This is a genomic window from Celerinatantimonas sediminis (genome assembly GCF_046054195.1).
Lineage (GTDB): Bacteria > Pseudomonadota > Gammaproteobacteria > Enterobacterales > Celerinatantimonadaceae > Celerinatantimonas.
The window spans coordinates 130,338-146,686 of the sequence record NZ_JBEQCS010000003.1 but is presented as its reverse complement, the minus strand read 5'-3'; the positions used below and the strand labels follow the sequence as shown (position 1 = coordinate 146,686).

Sequence of the window (16,349 nt, the reverse complement as noted above, 5' to 3'; positions counted from 1 at the left end):
TTCGGGGGATGACCTTAAGGGAGTTCCAATGTATTATCCACTGGCAAAAAGTTTACTATTTCAACTCAATCCAGAACGCGCACATGATGTCATTCTGGCTATGTTTAAGGCCACCGGGCGTACCCCTGTGAGTTATCTGTATCGGCAGGTGATTGAACATGCGCCTATTCATTTAATGGGAATTGATTTTCCAAATCCAGTCGGGCTTGCTGCTGGACTTGATAAAAACGGTGAATGTTTAGACGCATTTGCTGCAATGGGATTTGGCCATTTAGAAGTAGGGACTGTGACGCCCAAACCTCAAGATGGTAATGATAAACCACGTATATTTCGATTAGTTGATGCCGAAGGTATTATTAATCGAATGGGATTTAATAATAAAGGGATCGATCATTTGATCGAACAGATCAAAAGATCAAATTATAAAGGTGTTCTGGGAATTAATATTGGTAAAAATTTCACTACACCTGTCGAACAAGGTAAAGATGATTACCTTATTTGTTTAGAAAAAGCCTATCCTTATGCTTCTTATATTGCGATTAATATCTCAAGTCCTAATACTCCAGGGCTTCGCACATTGCAATATGGTGAAGCTTTAGATGATTTATTAACGAGTCTTGATAATAAACGTGAAGAATTAGCAAAACAATCTGGAGTACGCAAACCTATCGTTGTTAAGATCGCACCTGATCTCACCGATCAAGAGCTTGAGCAAATAGCTGACAGCCTGCTTGCTCACAACATTGACGGCGTCATTGCAACCAATACCACGATTGACCGTAGTATGGTTGAAGGTATGCGTTATAGCAATGAGCAAGGTGGATTAAGTGGCCGACCTTTACAAATGCCTTCTACGGTTATTATTAAGAAATTACACGGTTATTTAAATAACCAAATTCCAATTATTGGCGTGGGTGGTATTGATTCAGCAATGGCTGCTAAAGAAAAAATAAATGCAGGTGCTCAATTAGTTCAAATTTATAGTGGATTTATTTATCGTGGGCCAGAATTAATTCATCAAATTTGCCAAGCTATATAAATTTTTGTTGAATATTTAACTAAAATGAAATATACCTAACGCATACAATTAATAAAGGTTGGGATATGTTGCTGCACCCGAATAAAAATTGGCACTGGTTATTTGACTCCAAAATACAGCGGATGACTCTGCTGCTTGGAGAACAGATGCAGTTTGTCAGTGAGCTTGAGGGACGCAAGATGAGTCCGGCTGCTGCCCAAGCAGGTGAGTTTACATGCGAGCAGACTCAGCACTATCTTTATTTGTTAGAAGTTTTAGAAGGTGTTGACTGGCCTGATCCGGTAAAAGTTCAGACCGCACTCAATGCGTTAACGTTGAAGTATTATCATAAACCCATGATGCCGCAGAGTTGGTTTTTTGCGCAGGGCAGTGAAATGCAGCCCTGCCAATTTGGTGAAATGATCCAACTGCAAACTCAGAAATCTTTGGCTTGGTTTATGGTGCTCGAAGCTGAGCCGACCTCTGCATTGTGCATGTGTTTAGAGAAAGAGCTTTGGCTTAGTGGTGCTAAATCAATGAATCAATTTGATGTGATTAAAGTGATGCGGGATCGCATCATTGAGCCTGTCAGTGTAAAGCAGTATGCGCGGGCCGTCTAAGGCGCCGCTACAGTTAAAATAGAAAACCTACCATTTTGGTAGGTTTTTTTATTTTAAGAGTTTGTATCAATTGTTAGTTTCGCGCCAGTTTACCATTGACAGGTGTGTTCCATTTTTCATAATGGTGACTTAATCGCCAGAACCGAATGAGTAACATTACAGCAGCACAACTAAGCCCAAACATAAATGCCAGCCAGAATCCGATGGCACCTAATGGTTTGGATGTTAACCAATCCGTCATTCCCAAAATACAGCCGCTACCAAGCCCAATGGGCCAATAACTAATGAGTGTGATCCATAAAACACTGCGGGTATCTTGATATCCGCGTAACACACCCGCTGCGACAACTTGCAGCGCGTCAGATAATTGAAATGCTGCTCCAACCAATAATAGTTGAATCGCAATATCTCTCACTTCGATGTTTTCGGTATAAAGTGCCACAATTTGAGGGCGCAATAATGCCGTCAGTGTTGCGGTGCAAAGAGCTATTAATAGACATAGACCGATACCTAAAATTCCGACCCTTCGCGCTTTTTCTAACTCTCTTTCTCCGAGTAAATGGCCAATGCGGATAGTCATCGTCATGCCAATACTTAACGGCACCATAAAGATCACCCCGACAAAGTTGATAGCGACTTGGTGGGCCGCAACGGTATTGGTGCCAAAAGGAGCCATCAGAATGGTAATGACTGAAAATAAACTCGTTTCAAAAAAAATTGAAAATGCAATTGGGATCCCCAGTTTTGCGATTGCTAATATTCTGTCTTTACGAGGCTTCATTCGGATATGTAACAGTCTTAGCGGTTTATATCGCTTACAAGAATAGACATAACTGGCCAATCCAATTGCCATAAAGGTGAAAACCAGTGCCGTTGCAACGCCACAACCGGCGCCACCTAATTTAGGCATGCCATATAAGCCATGGATAAAAATGTAGTTAATGGGAATATTTAGTAAAATTCCTATGACCCCAAACACCATAATGATGCGTGTATTGCCAACGCCCTCATTAATACCGCGCCATGCTTGATAAAAACAAGCGCCAAAGATCCCCCACGATAGAAAATGAATATACTCATTGGCTAAGTTAATTAACTGCTGATCATGGCTCATCAGTGCACTTAAGTGGTACAGCTGGGTTGAAATAAGCTTCGCTAAGACACTCATAATCAAAGCTAGCCATAGTGATTGCATCAGCGTTCGGCGAATATGGCGATATCGTTTAGCCCCGTAGTGGTTGGCAATAATAGGGGTGGCTGCAAGCAACGTTCCTTGAGAAAAGAATATCAGCGGCATTACCAGGCTGCTTCCTAAAGCAACAGCGGCTAAGTCAGTTGCGCTAACTTGACCGGCCATGAGCGTATCAACGACGCTCATTCCCATCATAATAAGCTGGGTAATTAAAGTGGGGAACGCGAGCTTAGCTAAACGCGCTATTTCTTCTTTATAGAAACGCTTCATAACAACGTAATAGTGTAATTTCTTGGGCCTTTTGAATCAGCAGAGGGTACCTTCTTTTGCCTAAGAATACGACTTTATTTACCCAGTTTGGTTTGGCTCAAATATTTGGCTTCACTAAAGTTTTGCCCATGGTTTTTAACGCTTTGATAGAGCACGCTAAAAACTGAAATTGTTTTGCTTAAATAACCACCATTTCCATTTGAGTTTAAGGGATGGTTCCGTTACGATTAGCCTCATTGTCCGATGGTAACGGACAAGCTTACAAAAATTACTTTTCAAACCTATAAATAAATTCATATTTGCATGTGATGTTTGGTAGGCGTCACCACTGTGAATTAAGGAATCATTATGCCAGTTATTACACTTCCTGATGGAAGCCAGCGTCAGTTCGATAAACCCGTCTCAATTGCCGAAATCGCATCTAGTATTGGTGCTGGTTTAGCTAAAGCATGTATTGCCGGTCGCGTAAACGGCCAGCGGGTTGATGCTTGTGATGTCGTCAGTGAAGATGCGAAAGTCGAAATCATTACAGCTAAAGATGAAGATGGCTTGGAAATTATCCGCCATTCATGCGCGCACCTTTTAGGGCACGCCATCAAACAGCTGTGGCCCGATGTGAAAATGGCCATTGGACCAACTATCGACAAAGGTTTTTATTATGATGTCGATATGGATCATTCGCTGACGCAAGAAGATCTGGAAACATTAGAAAAACGCATGAAAGAGTTGGTTAAAACCAACTACGATGTGATCAAAGAAAAAGTTTCGGTCGATGAAGCAAAACGTGTTTTTGCTGAACGCAATGAGCCGTATAAACTAGATATCATTGATAGAATTGACCCAAGCGACCGCCCTGGTTTGTATCATCACATGGAATATGTGGATATGTGCCGTGGCCCACACGTGCCAAACATGCGTTTTTGTCAGAACTTTAAACTGATGAAAGTTGCGGGTGCATACTGGCGTGGTGATAGTAACAATAAAATGTTACAGCGAATTTACGGTACTGCTTGGGCAGATAAAAAACAGCTTAAAGCTTATCTGACTCAGCTTGAAGAAGCTGCTAAACGAGATCACCGTAAAATTGGTAAAGCTCTGGATCTATTCCACTGGCAAGAAGAAGCACCAGGCATGGTGTTTTGGCATAACGATGGCTGGACTATTTTCCGTGAACTGGAAAAATTTGTTCGCGAAAAACTAGGCCAATATGATTATCAGGAAGTCAAAGCGCCGATGATCATGGACCGGGTGCTGTGGGAACGTTCTGGACACTGGGATAAATATGCTGAAAACATGTTTACCACAAGTTCAGAAAACCGTGAATATGCGGTTAAACCAATGAACTGCCCAGGTCATATTCAAATCTTTAACCAAGGGCTTAAATCATATCGTGATTTACCTTTGCGTATGGCAGAGTTTGGTAGTTGTCACCGTAATGAACCATCAGGCGCTCTGCATGGGTTGATGCGAGTTCGCGGTTTCACCCAAGATGATGCCCATATTTTCTGTACCGAAGATCAAATACAAGATGAAGTATCATCATGTATTAAAATGGTTTACGACATGTACAGTACCTTTGGGTTTGAAAAAATTGCTGTTAAACTTTCAACCCGTCCAGAAAAACGAGTTGGTAGTGACGAAATCTGGGATAAAGCTGAGAATGCACTAAAAGATTCATTAGTGCATAATGAGCTTGAATATGAAGTTCAACCCGGAGAAGGTGCTTTTTACGGACCTAAGATTGAATTTACCCTATATGATTGTTTGGACAGGGCATGGCAGTGTGGTACAATTCAATTAGATTTCTCAATGCCTGGGCGTTTAGGAGCATCTTACGTTGCTGAAAATAATGAACGTAAGGTACCGGTGATGATTCACCGTGCTATATTGGGATCCCTAGAACGTTTCTTCGGTATCTTAACTGAAGAATTTGTTGGTTTCTTCCCGGTATGGCTTGCACCAACTCAGGTTGTTGTAATGAATATTACGGATAATCAGGCTGATTTTGCCAAACAGACTGTTGCCGCACTTAAGGAAGCTGGAATTCGTGCGTCTGCAGACTTTAGAAATGAAAAAATTGGCTTTAAAATCCGGGAACATACGCTAAAACGAGTGCCGTACTTACTAGTCGTTGGTGACAAAGAAGTAGAAGCGCAAGAAGTTGCAGTTCGTACTCGTAAGGGCGTCGATTTGGGTAAAATGAAAGTCGCTGATTTAATTAATCGAGTGCGTACCGAAATCGACAACCGTGTGATAACAATGTCGGAGGAATAAGTTATAAAAGGTGGAAGAAGAGGTCAGCAAAAAGTTGTTCGACCAAATAAAATTAACCGTGAGATCCGAGTTCCCGAAGTCCGCTTAATTGGTACTGAAGGCGAGCAGATAGGGGTTGTTTCAATTGAGGATGCTTTAGACAAAGCACACAACGCAGGTGTTGATCTCGTAGAGATTAGCCCAAATGCCGAGCCTCCTGTTTGCCGTATTATGGACTACGGGAAATTCCTCTACGAAAAAAGTAAATCTGCCAAAGAACAGAAGAAGAAGCAAAAACAGATTCAGGTTAAGGAAGTTAAATTCCGGCCTGGAACTGACGAAGGCGACTATCAGGTAAAACTACGCAACCTGATTCGCTTCATTGAAGAGGGCAATAAAGCCAAGGTAACTTTGCGGTTCCGTGGACGGGAAATGGCCCATCAACGTTTAGGCTTTGATCTTTTAAATCGTATTAAAGACGACTTGGAAGAATTAGCTGTTGTTGAAGCATTTCCGAAAATGGAAGGCCGTCAAGCTGTTATGGTACTTGCTCCTAAGAAGAAGTAGTTAAGGCTTTCAAGTAACTTATTGCCAGCTATTTGTATGAATAGCTGGCTTTGTTCGCCTTGCTGCTATTTACTAATCCCAATGCGGAGTGCATGTAAATGCCAAAATTGAAAACTGACCGAGGTGCTGCGAAGCGCTTCAAAAAAACCGGTTCCGGTGGTTTTAAATGTAAACAAGCTGGTCTGCGTCATATCCTGACTAAGCGTCGTACGAAAGTTAAACGTCAATTGCGTGCTAAAAGCATGGTTGCAAAATCTGATCTTGCATCCGTCGCACGTATGTTGCCTTACGCTTAAGTTTAAAGGAGATAACAGATGGCTAGAGTAAAACGTGGCGTAACAGCTCGTGCGCGTCATAAAAAAGTCCTGAATCAGGCGAAAGGTTACTATGGAGCTCGTTCACGTGTTTATCGCGTAGCGTTCCAAGCAGTAATTAAAGCTGGTCAATATGCTTATCGTGACCGCCGTCAGCGTAAACGTCAATTCCGTCAACTGTGGATTGCGCGTATTAACGCCGCTGCTCGTCAGAACGGTCTGTCATACAGCCGTTTCATCGACGGTCTGAAAAAAGCGTCTGTCGAAATTGATCGTAAGATCTTAGCTGACATCGCTGTATTTGATAAAATTGCATTCGCTGCTTTGGTTGAAAAAGCCAAAAGCGCACTGTAATTTTTGACAATATGGAAGAGCCCGGCAATAGCCGGGCTTTTTCGTATCTGAATTCCTTGATAATGTGGCACTTTTAGGCTGATTGCCTAGCCATTTTAGCGACTTTCGATTAGTATTTAGCTCTTATATTTTTTCGCACAACCCATTGAGAGCGGGATAGAGGAACACATGCAACAACTTGAAGCGCTGGTAAGCCAAGCTCTTTCTCAAGTGGAAGAAGCCGGTGATCTGGCAGCGCTGGACACAGTCCGCGTCGAATTTTTAGGTAAAAAAGGATTAATGACTCAGCAGATGCAGACTCTTGGAAAGCTGAGCCCGCAAGAGAGACCTGCTGCTGGTCAAGCGATTAACCAGGCCAAACAAGCTATTACTCAGGCGATTAACGTCAAGCGTGAAGCTCTTCAGCAGGCAGCTCTTAATGCTAAATTAGCCAGTGAGAGTATTGACGTTAGTTTACCAGGGCGAGCCAATTCTCTGGGAGGATTACATCCCGTCACTCGTACCATTGGCCGTATTGAGCAGTATTTTAGTCAATTAGGTTTTACCACACGCACCGGGCCTGAAGTTGAAGATGATTTTCATAACTTTGATGCACTAAACATCCCGAAACACCATCCTGCTCGAGCTGATCACGATACGTTTTATTTTAATCCAGAATTAGTGCTGCGTACTCAGACCTCCGGGGTGCAAATTCGCACCATGGAAACCGAGAAACCTCCGATTCGGATTATCTCTCCAGGGCGAGTGTATCGTAACGATTACGATCAGACTCACACCCCAATGTTTCATCAGGTCGAAGGATTAATGGTCGATACTGATGTTAGTTTCACAGAGCTTAAAGGTGTTTTGTATGATTTCTTGCAAAACTTCTTTGAAACCGATCTGAAAATTCGTTTTCGACCTTCATATTTTCCATTTACTGAAACATCTGCTGAAGTTGATATTTTAGGTAAAAATGGTTGGCTAGAAGTTCTTGGATGCGGCATGGTGCATCCAAATGTCCTCGAGTCAGTGAATATTGACCCTGAACAGTACACTGGTTTTGCTTTTGGTATGGGCGTTGAGCGTTTAACGATGTTGCGTTATGGCGTGAACGACCTGCGGGCCTTTTTCGAAAATGACCTGCGTTTTCTCAAGCAATTCAATTAAGGGATAAGTAGATAATGAAATTTAGTGAAGCTTGGCTGCGCGAATGGGTCAATCCGCAGATCGATTCAAATGCCTTATGTGAACAAGTAACCATGGCCGGTTTAGAGGTCGATGAAGTAGAACCTGTTGCTGGCGAATTTTCAGGTGTGGTTGTGGGTGAAGTGCTGGAATGCCAGCAACATCCAGATGCTGATAAATTGCGAGTCACTCAAGTTAATATTGGTGCATCTGAGCCTGTGCAAATCGTTTGTGGTGCACCTAACTGTCGTCAAGGGCTTAAAGTTGCAGTTGCAACAGTTGGCGCTGTTTTACCAGAAAATTTTAAAATTAAGAAAGCGAAATTGCGCGGTCAGCCATCCAATGGGATGTTGTGTAGTGCTAAAGAACTAGCTTTAAGTGATGATCACGAAGGCATTATGGAGTTACCTCATGATGCGCCAGTAGGGCAGGATTTTCGCGAATATCTTAATTTAAATGACCAATCGATTGATATTGATTTAACGCCAAACCGAGCTGATTGTTTAAGCATTGCGGGGATTGCTCGTGAAGTTGGTGTTTTAAATCAATTAGATGTAGCGCCTGTTGAAATCGGTGAAGTTACGCAAAATTCTAATCGTACACTTAGTGTATCGGTCGAAGCACAAGATGAGTGCCCTCGTTATTTGGGCCGTATCATTGAAAATGTCGACTTAAGCGCGAGTACGCCGATTTGGATGGAAGAAAAACTCCGTCGTAGCGGCATTCGCTCTATCGATCCAATTGTTGATGTTACTAACTATGTGATGCTTGAACTGGGTCAGCCATTGCATGCATTTGATGCTGAAAAAATTAATGGCTCAATCCATGTCCGCATGGCTAATAATGGCGAATTGCTTACAACACTTGATGAACAAGAAGTTAAATTAAGCGACAACACACTGGTTATTGCTGATGACAAAGGGCCGATTGCGCTTGCTGGGATTTTTGGTGGCCTGCACAGTGGTGTTACCAAACAAAGTAAGACTATCTTTTTAGAAAGCGCCTTTTTTGCACCTTTGGCTATTACTGGTCGGGCTCGTCAATATGGTCTGCACACTGATGCATCTCACCGTTATGAACGCGGTGTTGATTGGCAACTCCAAGAAAAAGCTTTGCAACGTGCAAGCGCTCTGATCCAACAAATCTGTGGTGGCCAAGCAGGTCCTGTGACGGTTGTTGAAAATCGCGACAAATTGCCAAAACCACAGCCGATCACATTGCGCCACGGGCGCTTAGAAAAATTTGTTGGGCAAAAATTTGCAACGGAACAAGTGAGCGAAATTCTAACTCGTTTAGGCCTTAAGGTTGAACAAAACGACGAAACATGGACTGCTATTGCACCAAGTTATCGGTTCGATCTTGAAATCGAGCAGGACTTAATTGAAGAAGTTGCTCGTATCTACGGTTATAACGAGATTCCTAATGAAGCTCCAATTGCTCATTTAAAAATGGCGTTAACACCAGAAGCTAAATTACCTTTGAGCCGACTCCGAGATATTTTAATTAATCGCGATTATCAAGAAGCGGTTACTTATAGTTTCGTTGATCCGAAAAAACAGCAAAAATTACATCCTCAACAAGAAGCGATGGATTTACCTAATCCGATTGCGTCAGATATGTCGCAAATGCGTTTAAGTTTATGGACTGGATTACTTGATACTATTTCATATAATCAGAAACGACAACAGCCAAGAATTCGTGTTTTCGAAACGGGTCTTCGCTTTATTCCCGAGGAATCTGAACAATTAAAAGTGCGTCAGGAACCAATGATTAGCGGAGCTATTGTTGGACCAATTGCTGATGAAAGTTGGAATGGTGAGCACCGTGAAGTCGACTTTTTTGATATTAAAGGCGACGTTGAAGCATTAATTGCAGCAAGCGGATGTGAAGATGAATTCGAGTTTGTAAAAGCCGAAAATCCAGCGCTTCATCCGGGGCAGAGCGCGCAAATACTTCGCTCAGGGAAACATGTTGGTTGGGTAGGCGCTATTCATCCGCAATTAGAAAAAACATATTCACTCAGTGGTCGAGTCTTTATGTTTGAATTGCTGCAATCTGCTTTAATTGAAGGTGAGATTCCACAGATTGAACCTGTTTCAAAATTCCCTTCAAACCGTCGAGATCTGGCAATTGTTGTAAATAATTCCGTAAATGCCGCAGATTTAATAAAATGTGTTCAGAAAAATGGCACAAATCAATTAGTTGGCGTAAACTTATTCGATGTATACCAAGGTAAAGGTGTCCCTGAAGGTAAAAAAAGCATTGCGCTTAGTTTAACTTTGCAGGATAAGACCCATACTTTGGATGAAGCTGAGATTGTCGCAATTGTTGATGATATTGTCGCCGCTCTCAAATCCGAATTCGATGCATCCTTGAGGGATTAGATATGGCATTAACTAAAGCTGACCTAGCAGAGAATCTCTTTGATCGGTTGGGGTTTAGTAAGAAAGAATCGAAAGATGTAGTGGAATCATTTTTCGAGGAAATTCGCCTGGCATTAGAATCTGGGGAACAAGTTAAGATTTCCGGATTTGGCAATTTCGATCTACGGCAAAAAAATGAACGTCCGGGGCGAAATCCAAAAACAGGGGAAGACATTCCTATTAGTGCGAGACGAGTTGTTACTTTTCGACCAGGCCAGAAATTAAAAAGCCGAGTTGAAAATGCTGAACCAAAGTCTGAGTAAAATTAGATGTAGTTTATTGTGAATAGGTGGCTTCGTTGCTAGTCAGCGAAGCCATTTATTTTATTTTTTACTCATAATTCCCATTATTTTGCCAAATAATTTGCTAAATACGCTAGCTTCATCTTAAATCTTTATATTAATTCCGTAATGCTACTAGAAATTCATTATGTAACCCGGTAAGTTAGTATAAATTGTTTTAACGAAGATGTGAGTTAGTATATGTTGCAAACGGCCAGTAAAACGATCTGTAGTATCAGGCCCCTTGAACAAGAGTGGTGCGGGCATCTTTACGACCGATTTTCAACAGCCTTTTATCCTTCAGAGCCTGCCAATATAGATGATTTTCACCAGCAGTTAATTGAAAACTGTGAAAGCTGGATTGCTCTTCGCGATCAAAAAATCATTGGTTTTATTTGTATGAGCTGGGACGCTGACTTTCATGTCTTTAAAGAAGCAAATATTCCTGAAATAACGACTTTAGTTGTCCTTCCTGAAATGCGTCGCCAAGGTGTTGCGACCGCATTAATGAGCCGCATTGAACCTAAAGCTTTGCGCAGTAAACGTCGTATTGGTATGGGAGTTTCACTCTCTCCAGCTTACCAAGGAATGCAGCAGTTATGTGCTAAACGTGGATTTATTCCCACTTCTTATGGTCTTTATTATAAAGATAAACCTGTTGAACATAATCAACAGGTTTATATGAATGAACATCTTCAGCTTTATTATATTAAGCAACGCTTATAGTTTGAATTGCCCAATATCTGCTCGGACTTTCTCACTAATATCTGACAATTTTTCTGCCTGTTTCGCATTGCTTTGAGCGGTCTTATTGAGCTCTTCTGAAACTTGGTTAATGTTATTGGTATTTTCATTAATCTCAGCTGTGACTGACGTTTGTTCTTCAGCTGCAGTTGCGATTTGAGTTGCCATTTCATTAATCGTTTCAATTGCTGAGCGAATTTCAACAAAGCTTTGTTTGGCCAAATCACTGTCGTTGACACTTTGTTGTGCTGTTGCGTGGCTACTAGTCATTCGAGTAACAGCGTTATCTGTCGCTTCTTGCAACACTTTAATCATGTTGCGGATCTCTTCGGTAGAAGAGTGGGTTCGCTGAGAAAGCGAGCGAACTTCGTCCGCAACTACCGCAAAGCCTCGCCCTTGTTCTCCAGCTCGAGCTGCTTCAATCGCTGCATTAAGCGCCAACAAGTTAGTTTGCTCAGCGATAGCTGAAATAGTCGAAAGAATGGAGCCAATTTCCTGCACATGTTGGTCTAATTCACCAATAGCTTTAGAGGTATTTTGAATTTCATCAGCCAGCTGATTAATACTGTCCTGACTTTTATTCACTTCCACCAAGCCTTGCTCGCTTAGATGAACGGCATTATCTGAAGTTGCAGCTGTGTTTGCTGCATTATTGGCAATTTCCTGTGTCGCCACTGTCATCTCATGAACAGCAGTTGCCACCATCGTGACTTCTTGCTGCTGATTATGTATTTGCTTAGCACTTTCATCGGAAATACGATTCGCGTTGGATGCTTCAGATACTAAATTGTCGCCAACAACTTTGAGGCGAGAAATAATCCCATGCAGATATTCAATAAAGATATTGAAGTTTCGGGCCAGTTCACCAATTTCATCTTGCGATGAGGTCTTGATTCGCATTGTTAAATCACCACCACCGCTGGCGATATTGGAAAGCCCTTTAGATACCTCACGCAGGTCTTTAAACAACCAGCGAATAATAATCGTTGAGGCGATAATACTGATGATTAAAAGCACGATTACAATAATGATAATTTTGGTAAGTAACTGATAGATAGATGCGTAAAGCACATCTTTGTTCATCACAAACCCTAAAATCCAGTCGGTATTGGGGATAGGATTGAGATAAAGCAGGGTGTCTTTACCCTGAATTGACAGATCATGAGCATACGGCTTACTTGCTAACTCTACTAAGTTGCTCGTGTCTAACTGGCTACTTAAGGTTTTCGGATCTTTTAGAATCAAATCTTTTTGCGGAAATGCTGCGATAGCACCACGTTTATCCAGCAACATGGCATAACCATTGCCTTGAATTTTAAGTGCTAATACGCTTTTTACAATTTCATCTAAATAGTAAAGACCGCCAATGGCCCCGCGAAATGTACCATCAATAATGATGGGCTGAACAAAAGTAATCGCCAATTTATTCCCTGTCGAGGCAATATAGGGCAGGGTTATGTAGGGTTCACGAAGTTCTTTGGCAGTTTTATACCAATCACGTACACGTGGATCATAGCCCGCTTTGTCAAGGCTTGGGTCATGTCGATACATGGTGCCATCTTCAAGGCCGACAAAGGTTAAAGCAAAATCGCCACCTTTTTTGGTCTGATTAAGAAACTTTAATGTTTCTTCGTGATTAAGTTTTCCGTCAGCTTTAAGTTGCGCGTCTAATTCACCTCCAAGAGCTGACATCATCCCTTTGCGGTCTTTTGCCCAACTTGATAGGTATTGCGTAAACGCCTGTGCTTGAGCATCACTCTGCGACGAAATGGCTTGCTCTCGAGAGTCTGCTAACTGGGAATAAGCCAGATAACCTAAGCAAATTGCAATTATCGTCAGAAAGACTACGGTTACTGAAATCAGTTTCCCTTGGAGCGATAATTTCATATGTTCAACCTCATTGTCTATTTAGCTTAAATTAGTATAGCTGGGGTATTTGAGGTTATCGGCGAAATTAACTGAATGATGAGAGAAATGAAAAATAATGGGATAGAGCCCATATCTTAAGATATAAACTCTATCCCATTGGAACAGATTAGTGATTAAGAATTTGACTTAAGAATAATTTGGTTCGGTCCGATTGTGGTGAATCAAAGAATTCATTTGGTGTATTTTGCTCAATAATTTCACCGCGGTCCATAAAGATCACCCGGTCTGCTACCTGCTTAGCAAAACCCATTTCATGGGTTACACAGAGCATCGTCATACCTTCTTCAGCAAGTTCCACCATCACGTCTAACACTTCGCGAACCATTTCAGGGTCTAATGCCGAAGTTGGTTCATCAAAAAGCATAATCGATGGGTTCATACATAAACTGCGAGCAATTGCGACACGCTGCTGTTGCCCACCCGATAACTGCCCAGGATATTTGTTAGCTTGTTCTGGAATTTTAACGCGCTCCAAATATTTCATTGCTGTTTCTTCTGCTTCTTTTTGTGGCATATGTTTAACCCAAATAGGAGCCAAACAGCAGTTTTGCATCACCGTTAGGTGAGGAAATAAATTAAAGTGTTGGAAACACATACCGACATCGCGGCGTACATATTCGATATTTTTAATATCATTGTTAAGTATGGTGCCATTGACGATAATCTCGCCTTCTTGGTGTTCTTCTAGGCGGTTAATGCAGCGAATCATTGTTGATTTACCAGAACCAGAAGGACCACAAATAACGATTCGCTCACCTCGAGAGACACTTAAATTGATGTCTTTGAGTACATGAAATTCACCGTACCATTTGTTCATTTTATTAAGCTCAATCACGGTATCTTGCTTAGTGAGCTCTACAGATTGTTCTGTCATACTTAAATCCTTTTTGATTAGTTCTTATGGCCGGTGTGCAGTTTGTTTTCAAGATAGATGGAATACCGAGAGATCCCAAAACAAAACAACCAAAAGACAAACGCGATGAATACATACATCTCAATAGAGAAGCCTAGCCATTTCGGGTCTGACATCGCCGATTGACCAATAGCCAACAGATCGAAAATACCGATAATCAATACCAAACTGGTATCTTTAAACAGCGAAATAAAGGTATTTACAATCGAAGGAATGGTGATTTTCAATGCCTGAGGCAAAATGACAAAGATCATCGATTTCCAATAGCTTAAGCCCAAAGCTTCTGCTGCTTCATATTGACCTTTTGGAATAGCTTGCAGACCACCACGAATCACTTCTGCCATATACGCAGAATAAAACATAGTGATACCGATCATTGCGCGCAGCAATTTATCGAAGTTGACCTCTGAGCTCATGAACAGTGGCAACATGACCGAAGCCATAAACAACACGGTAATTAGTGGAACAGCTCGCCAGAATTCAATGTAGATGGTACTTACAGCTCGAATAACAGGCATTTTAGAGCGTCGCCCTAAAGCTAGAACAGTCCCAAATGGCAAAGAAATAACAATGCCAGAAACCGCCAGAACCAATGTGACTAACAATCCGCCCCAAAGGCTTGTTTCGATATGTTTAAGCCCAAATAGACCACCGCTTAGTAAAATAACTGCGATGAAAGGGTAGATAAAGATAGTAAATGCACCTACCCAAACCTTTTTCGGAAGTTTAGGGATAGCAAGCCAACCAACCAAAACAGCACAGCTGGCATAAACTAAATCTGGACGCCAACGTTCAGGTTGAGGGTAGAAGCCGTAAATTAACTGGGTAAAACGATTTTCCACAAAGACCCAACAAGCACCGCCGCCGACGGTACACGCATCCCGGCTATCGCCAACCCAGGAAGCATCCACAAAAGCCCACTGAATAAAATGATAGATAGGAGGCACAAACAGGTATAACACCAATAATGTGAAAATCGTGTTATACCAGGTTGAGAATAAGTTTTTGCGCATCCAGCCAATGACACCGACTTGAATCGATGGGGCTGGGCGATCGGGTTTAAATTTATATTCACTCATAATTACCTCTCAACCAGCGCAACTTTACGGTTATATAAGTTCATCAACACAGATGTACTTAAACTTATAACCAGATAAACAGCCATTGTCATAGCGATGACTTCAATCGCCTGACCAGTTTGGTTGAGCGTTGTTCCCATGAACACAGAAACGAGTTCAGGATACCCAATTGCAGTAGCGAGCGACGAGTTTTTCGTTAAGTTCAGATATTCACTGGTGAGCGGTGGAATAATAACCCGCATCGCCTGCGGAATAATAACCAAACGCAGAGTCTGCGATTTAGATAAAGCTAACGATTGGGCCGCTTCTGTTTGTCCTTTATTAACCGCTTCAATCCCAGAACGCACGATTTCTGCAATGAACGCAGAGGTGTATAAAGCCAAAGCTAATAACAGCGACGTTAACTCGGGAATAATTGTCCAGCCACCTCTAAAATTAAAACCAGCTAGATGTGGAAAATCTAAAGAGACCGGGCCTCCAGAGACAAAATATCCCAAACTTGGTAGAACAATAATAATCGCCAAAGAAGTCAAAAATATCGGGAAGGTTTGGCCTGTTTGAACATGACGGCGTTTGGCCCAATGACGCAATATGACGATAGCGACAATTGCCACAATAATTGCTGCGACTACAAGTCCAGAACCGGCCATGAATACGGGCTTCGGTACATATAATCCTCGGCTATTTAAGAAGAACCATTCACCAATATGAATGCTCTGTCTTGGGCGAGGAAGGGGTGCTAACACCGCGTTATACCAGAAAAATATTTGCAGTAACAACGGAGTGTTACGCAGAATTTCAACGTATACAGACGATAACTTAGAAATCACCCAGTTATCAGATAATCGAGCGATGCCGACAATAAATCCGATAATGGTTGCAAAAATAATCCCTAAAATAGAGACCAATAAGGTGTTTAATAAACCGACAACGAAGGTCGCACCATAAGTGCTATCTTCGGTGTAAGGGATTAAAGATTGAATAATCCCGAATCCAGCTCTTTGATGTAAAAAACCAAACCCGGTATTAATGCCTCGTTCATCCAAGTTGGTCAGTGCATTTGAAATAATGTCATGCAAAAACCAAGCGACGAAGGCAACAACAATAACCTGAAAAACTAACGAACGAACATTTGGGTCAAACCAAACGTTACGCAGTGTTAACTTCGGTTTAGGAGAAGGCCGTTCAGCCATATATTAACTCCTACAAATCAATTTAAACGCTA

At 41.8% G+C, this 16,349-nt stretch carries 15 protein-coding genes; 10 read left to right on the top strand and 5 right to left on the bottom strand.

The genetic code is table 11. From position 1 onward, the window contains the following. Positions 1-28 precede the first annotated feature (28 nt). Both pyrD and ABTQ23_RS05630 read left to right on the top strand, forming a co-directional pair. The gene (pyrD, locus tag ABTQ23_RS05635; protein ID WP_408614684.1) at positions 29-1,039 is read left to right on the top strand and encodes a quinone-dependent dihydroorotate dehydrogenase; all 1,011 of its coding nucleotides are present in this window, start codon (positions 29-31) and stop codon (positions 1,037-1,039) included. A 65-nt stretch (positions 1,040-1,104) separates the two neighbouring features. Next, entirely contained in the window at positions 1,105-1,638 is a 534-nt protein-coding gene (locus ABTQ23_RS05630) for a cell division protein ZapC domain-containing protein (protein ID WP_408614683.1), read from the top strand. Positions 1,639-1,711: 73 nt separating this feature from the next. On the opposite strand, the gene ABTQ23_RS05625 is transcribed toward ABTQ23_RS05630, so the two are convergent. After that, positions 1,712-3,100 (bottom strand): MATE family efflux transporter, encoded by a 1,389-nt coding sequence (locus ABTQ23_RS05625; RefSeq protein ID WP_408614682.1) that lies wholly within the window; start codon positions 3,098-3,100, stop codon positions 1,712-1,714. Positions 3,101-3,448: 348 nt separating this feature from the next. Here ABTQ23_RS05625 and thrS point away from each other — a divergent pair, with 348 nt between their 5' ends. From thrS to ABTQ23_RS05585, 8 genes are all read left to right on the top strand, one after another. Then, positions 3,449-5,374 (top strand): threonine--tRNA ligase, encoded by a 1,926-nt coding sequence (thrS, locus tag ABTQ23_RS05620; protein WP_408614681.1) that lies wholly within the window; start codon positions 3,449-3,451, stop codon positions 5,372-5,374. Between the two features lie 3 nt (positions 5,375-5,377). Beyond that, on the top strand, positions 5,378-5,920 hold the full coding sequence (gene infC, locus ABTQ23_RS05615) for a translation initiation factor IF-3 (protein ID WP_408614828.1): 543 nt from the start codon (positions 5,378-5,380) through the stop codon (positions 5,918-5,920). A gap of 98 nt (positions 5,921-6,018) precedes the next feature. After that, positions 6,019-6,216 carry a 50S ribosomal protein L35 gene (gene rpmI / locus ABTQ23_RS05610; RefSeq protein ID WP_408614680.1) on the top strand — a complete coding sequence of 66 codons (198 nt, stop codon included), beginning with the start codon at positions 6,019-6,021 and terminating at the stop codon, positions 6,214-6,216. An 18-nt stretch (positions 6,217-6,234) separates the two neighbouring features. Next, positions 6,235-6,588 carry a 50S ribosomal protein L20 gene (rplT, locus tag ABTQ23_RS05605; RefSeq protein WP_408614679.1) on the top strand — a complete coding sequence of 118 codons (354 nt, stop codon included), beginning with the start codon at positions 6,235-6,237 and terminating at the stop codon, positions 6,586-6,588. A 168-nt stretch (positions 6,589-6,756) separates the two neighbouring features. After that, positions 6,757-7,737: a phenylalanine--tRNA ligase subunit alpha gene (gene pheS, locus ABTQ23_RS05600; RefSeq protein WP_408614678.1), complete on the top strand. Its 981-nt coding sequence runs from the start codon at positions 6,757-6,759 to the stop codon at positions 7,735-7,737. Positions 7,738-7,751: 14 nt separating this feature from the next. Continuing rightward, positions 7,752-10,139, top strand: coding sequence for a phenylalanine--tRNA ligase subunit beta (pheT, locus tag ABTQ23_RS05595; RefSeq protein ID WP_408614677.1), 2,388 nt, complete (start codon positions 7,752-7,754; stop codon positions 10,137-10,139). 2 nt (positions 10,140-10,141) lie between these two features. Beyond that, complete coding sequence (locus tag ABTQ23_RS05590) at positions 10,142-10,441, top strand: integration host factor subunit alpha (RefSeq protein WP_408614676.1); 300 nt, start codon at positions 10,142-10,144, stop codon at positions 10,439-10,441. A 219-nt stretch (positions 10,442-10,660) separates the two neighbouring features. Further along, positions 10,661-11,185, top strand: coding sequence for a GNAT family N-acetyltransferase (locus tag ABTQ23_RS05585; RefSeq protein WP_408614674.1), 525 nt, complete (start codon positions 10,661-10,663; stop codon positions 11,183-11,185). Here the strand turns inward: ABTQ23_RS05585 and ABTQ23_RS05580 are convergent. The 4 genes from ABTQ23_RS05580 to ABTQ23_RS05565 form a co-directional block, all read right to left on the bottom strand. Beyond that, a complete protein-coding gene (locus ABTQ23_RS05580) occupies positions 11,180-13,090 on the bottom strand; it encodes a methyl-accepting chemotaxis protein (protein ID WP_408614673.1) in 1,911 nt (636 codons plus the stop codon). The genes ABTQ23_RS05585 and ABTQ23_RS05580 overlap by 6 nt on opposite strands. Positions 13,091-13,238: 148 nt before the next feature. Further along, positions 13,239-14,006, bottom strand: a complete 768-nt coding sequence (locus ABTQ23_RS05575; RefSeq protein WP_408614672.1) for an amino acid ABC transporter ATP-binding protein — start codon at positions 14,004-14,006, stop codon at positions 13,239-13,241. A 17-nt stretch (positions 14,007-14,023) separates the two neighbouring features. Continuing rightward, entirely contained in the window at positions 14,024-15,124 is a 1,101-nt protein-coding gene (locus tag ABTQ23_RS05570) for an amino acid ABC transporter permease (RefSeq protein ID WP_408614670.1), read from the bottom strand. Positions 15,125-15,126: 2 nt separating this feature from the next. Next, a complete protein-coding gene (locus ABTQ23_RS05565) occupies positions 15,127-16,317 on the bottom strand; it encodes an amino acid ABC transporter permease (RefSeq protein ID WP_408614669.1) in 1,191 nt (396 codons plus the stop codon). Positions 16,318-16,349: the final 32 nt, after the last annotated feature.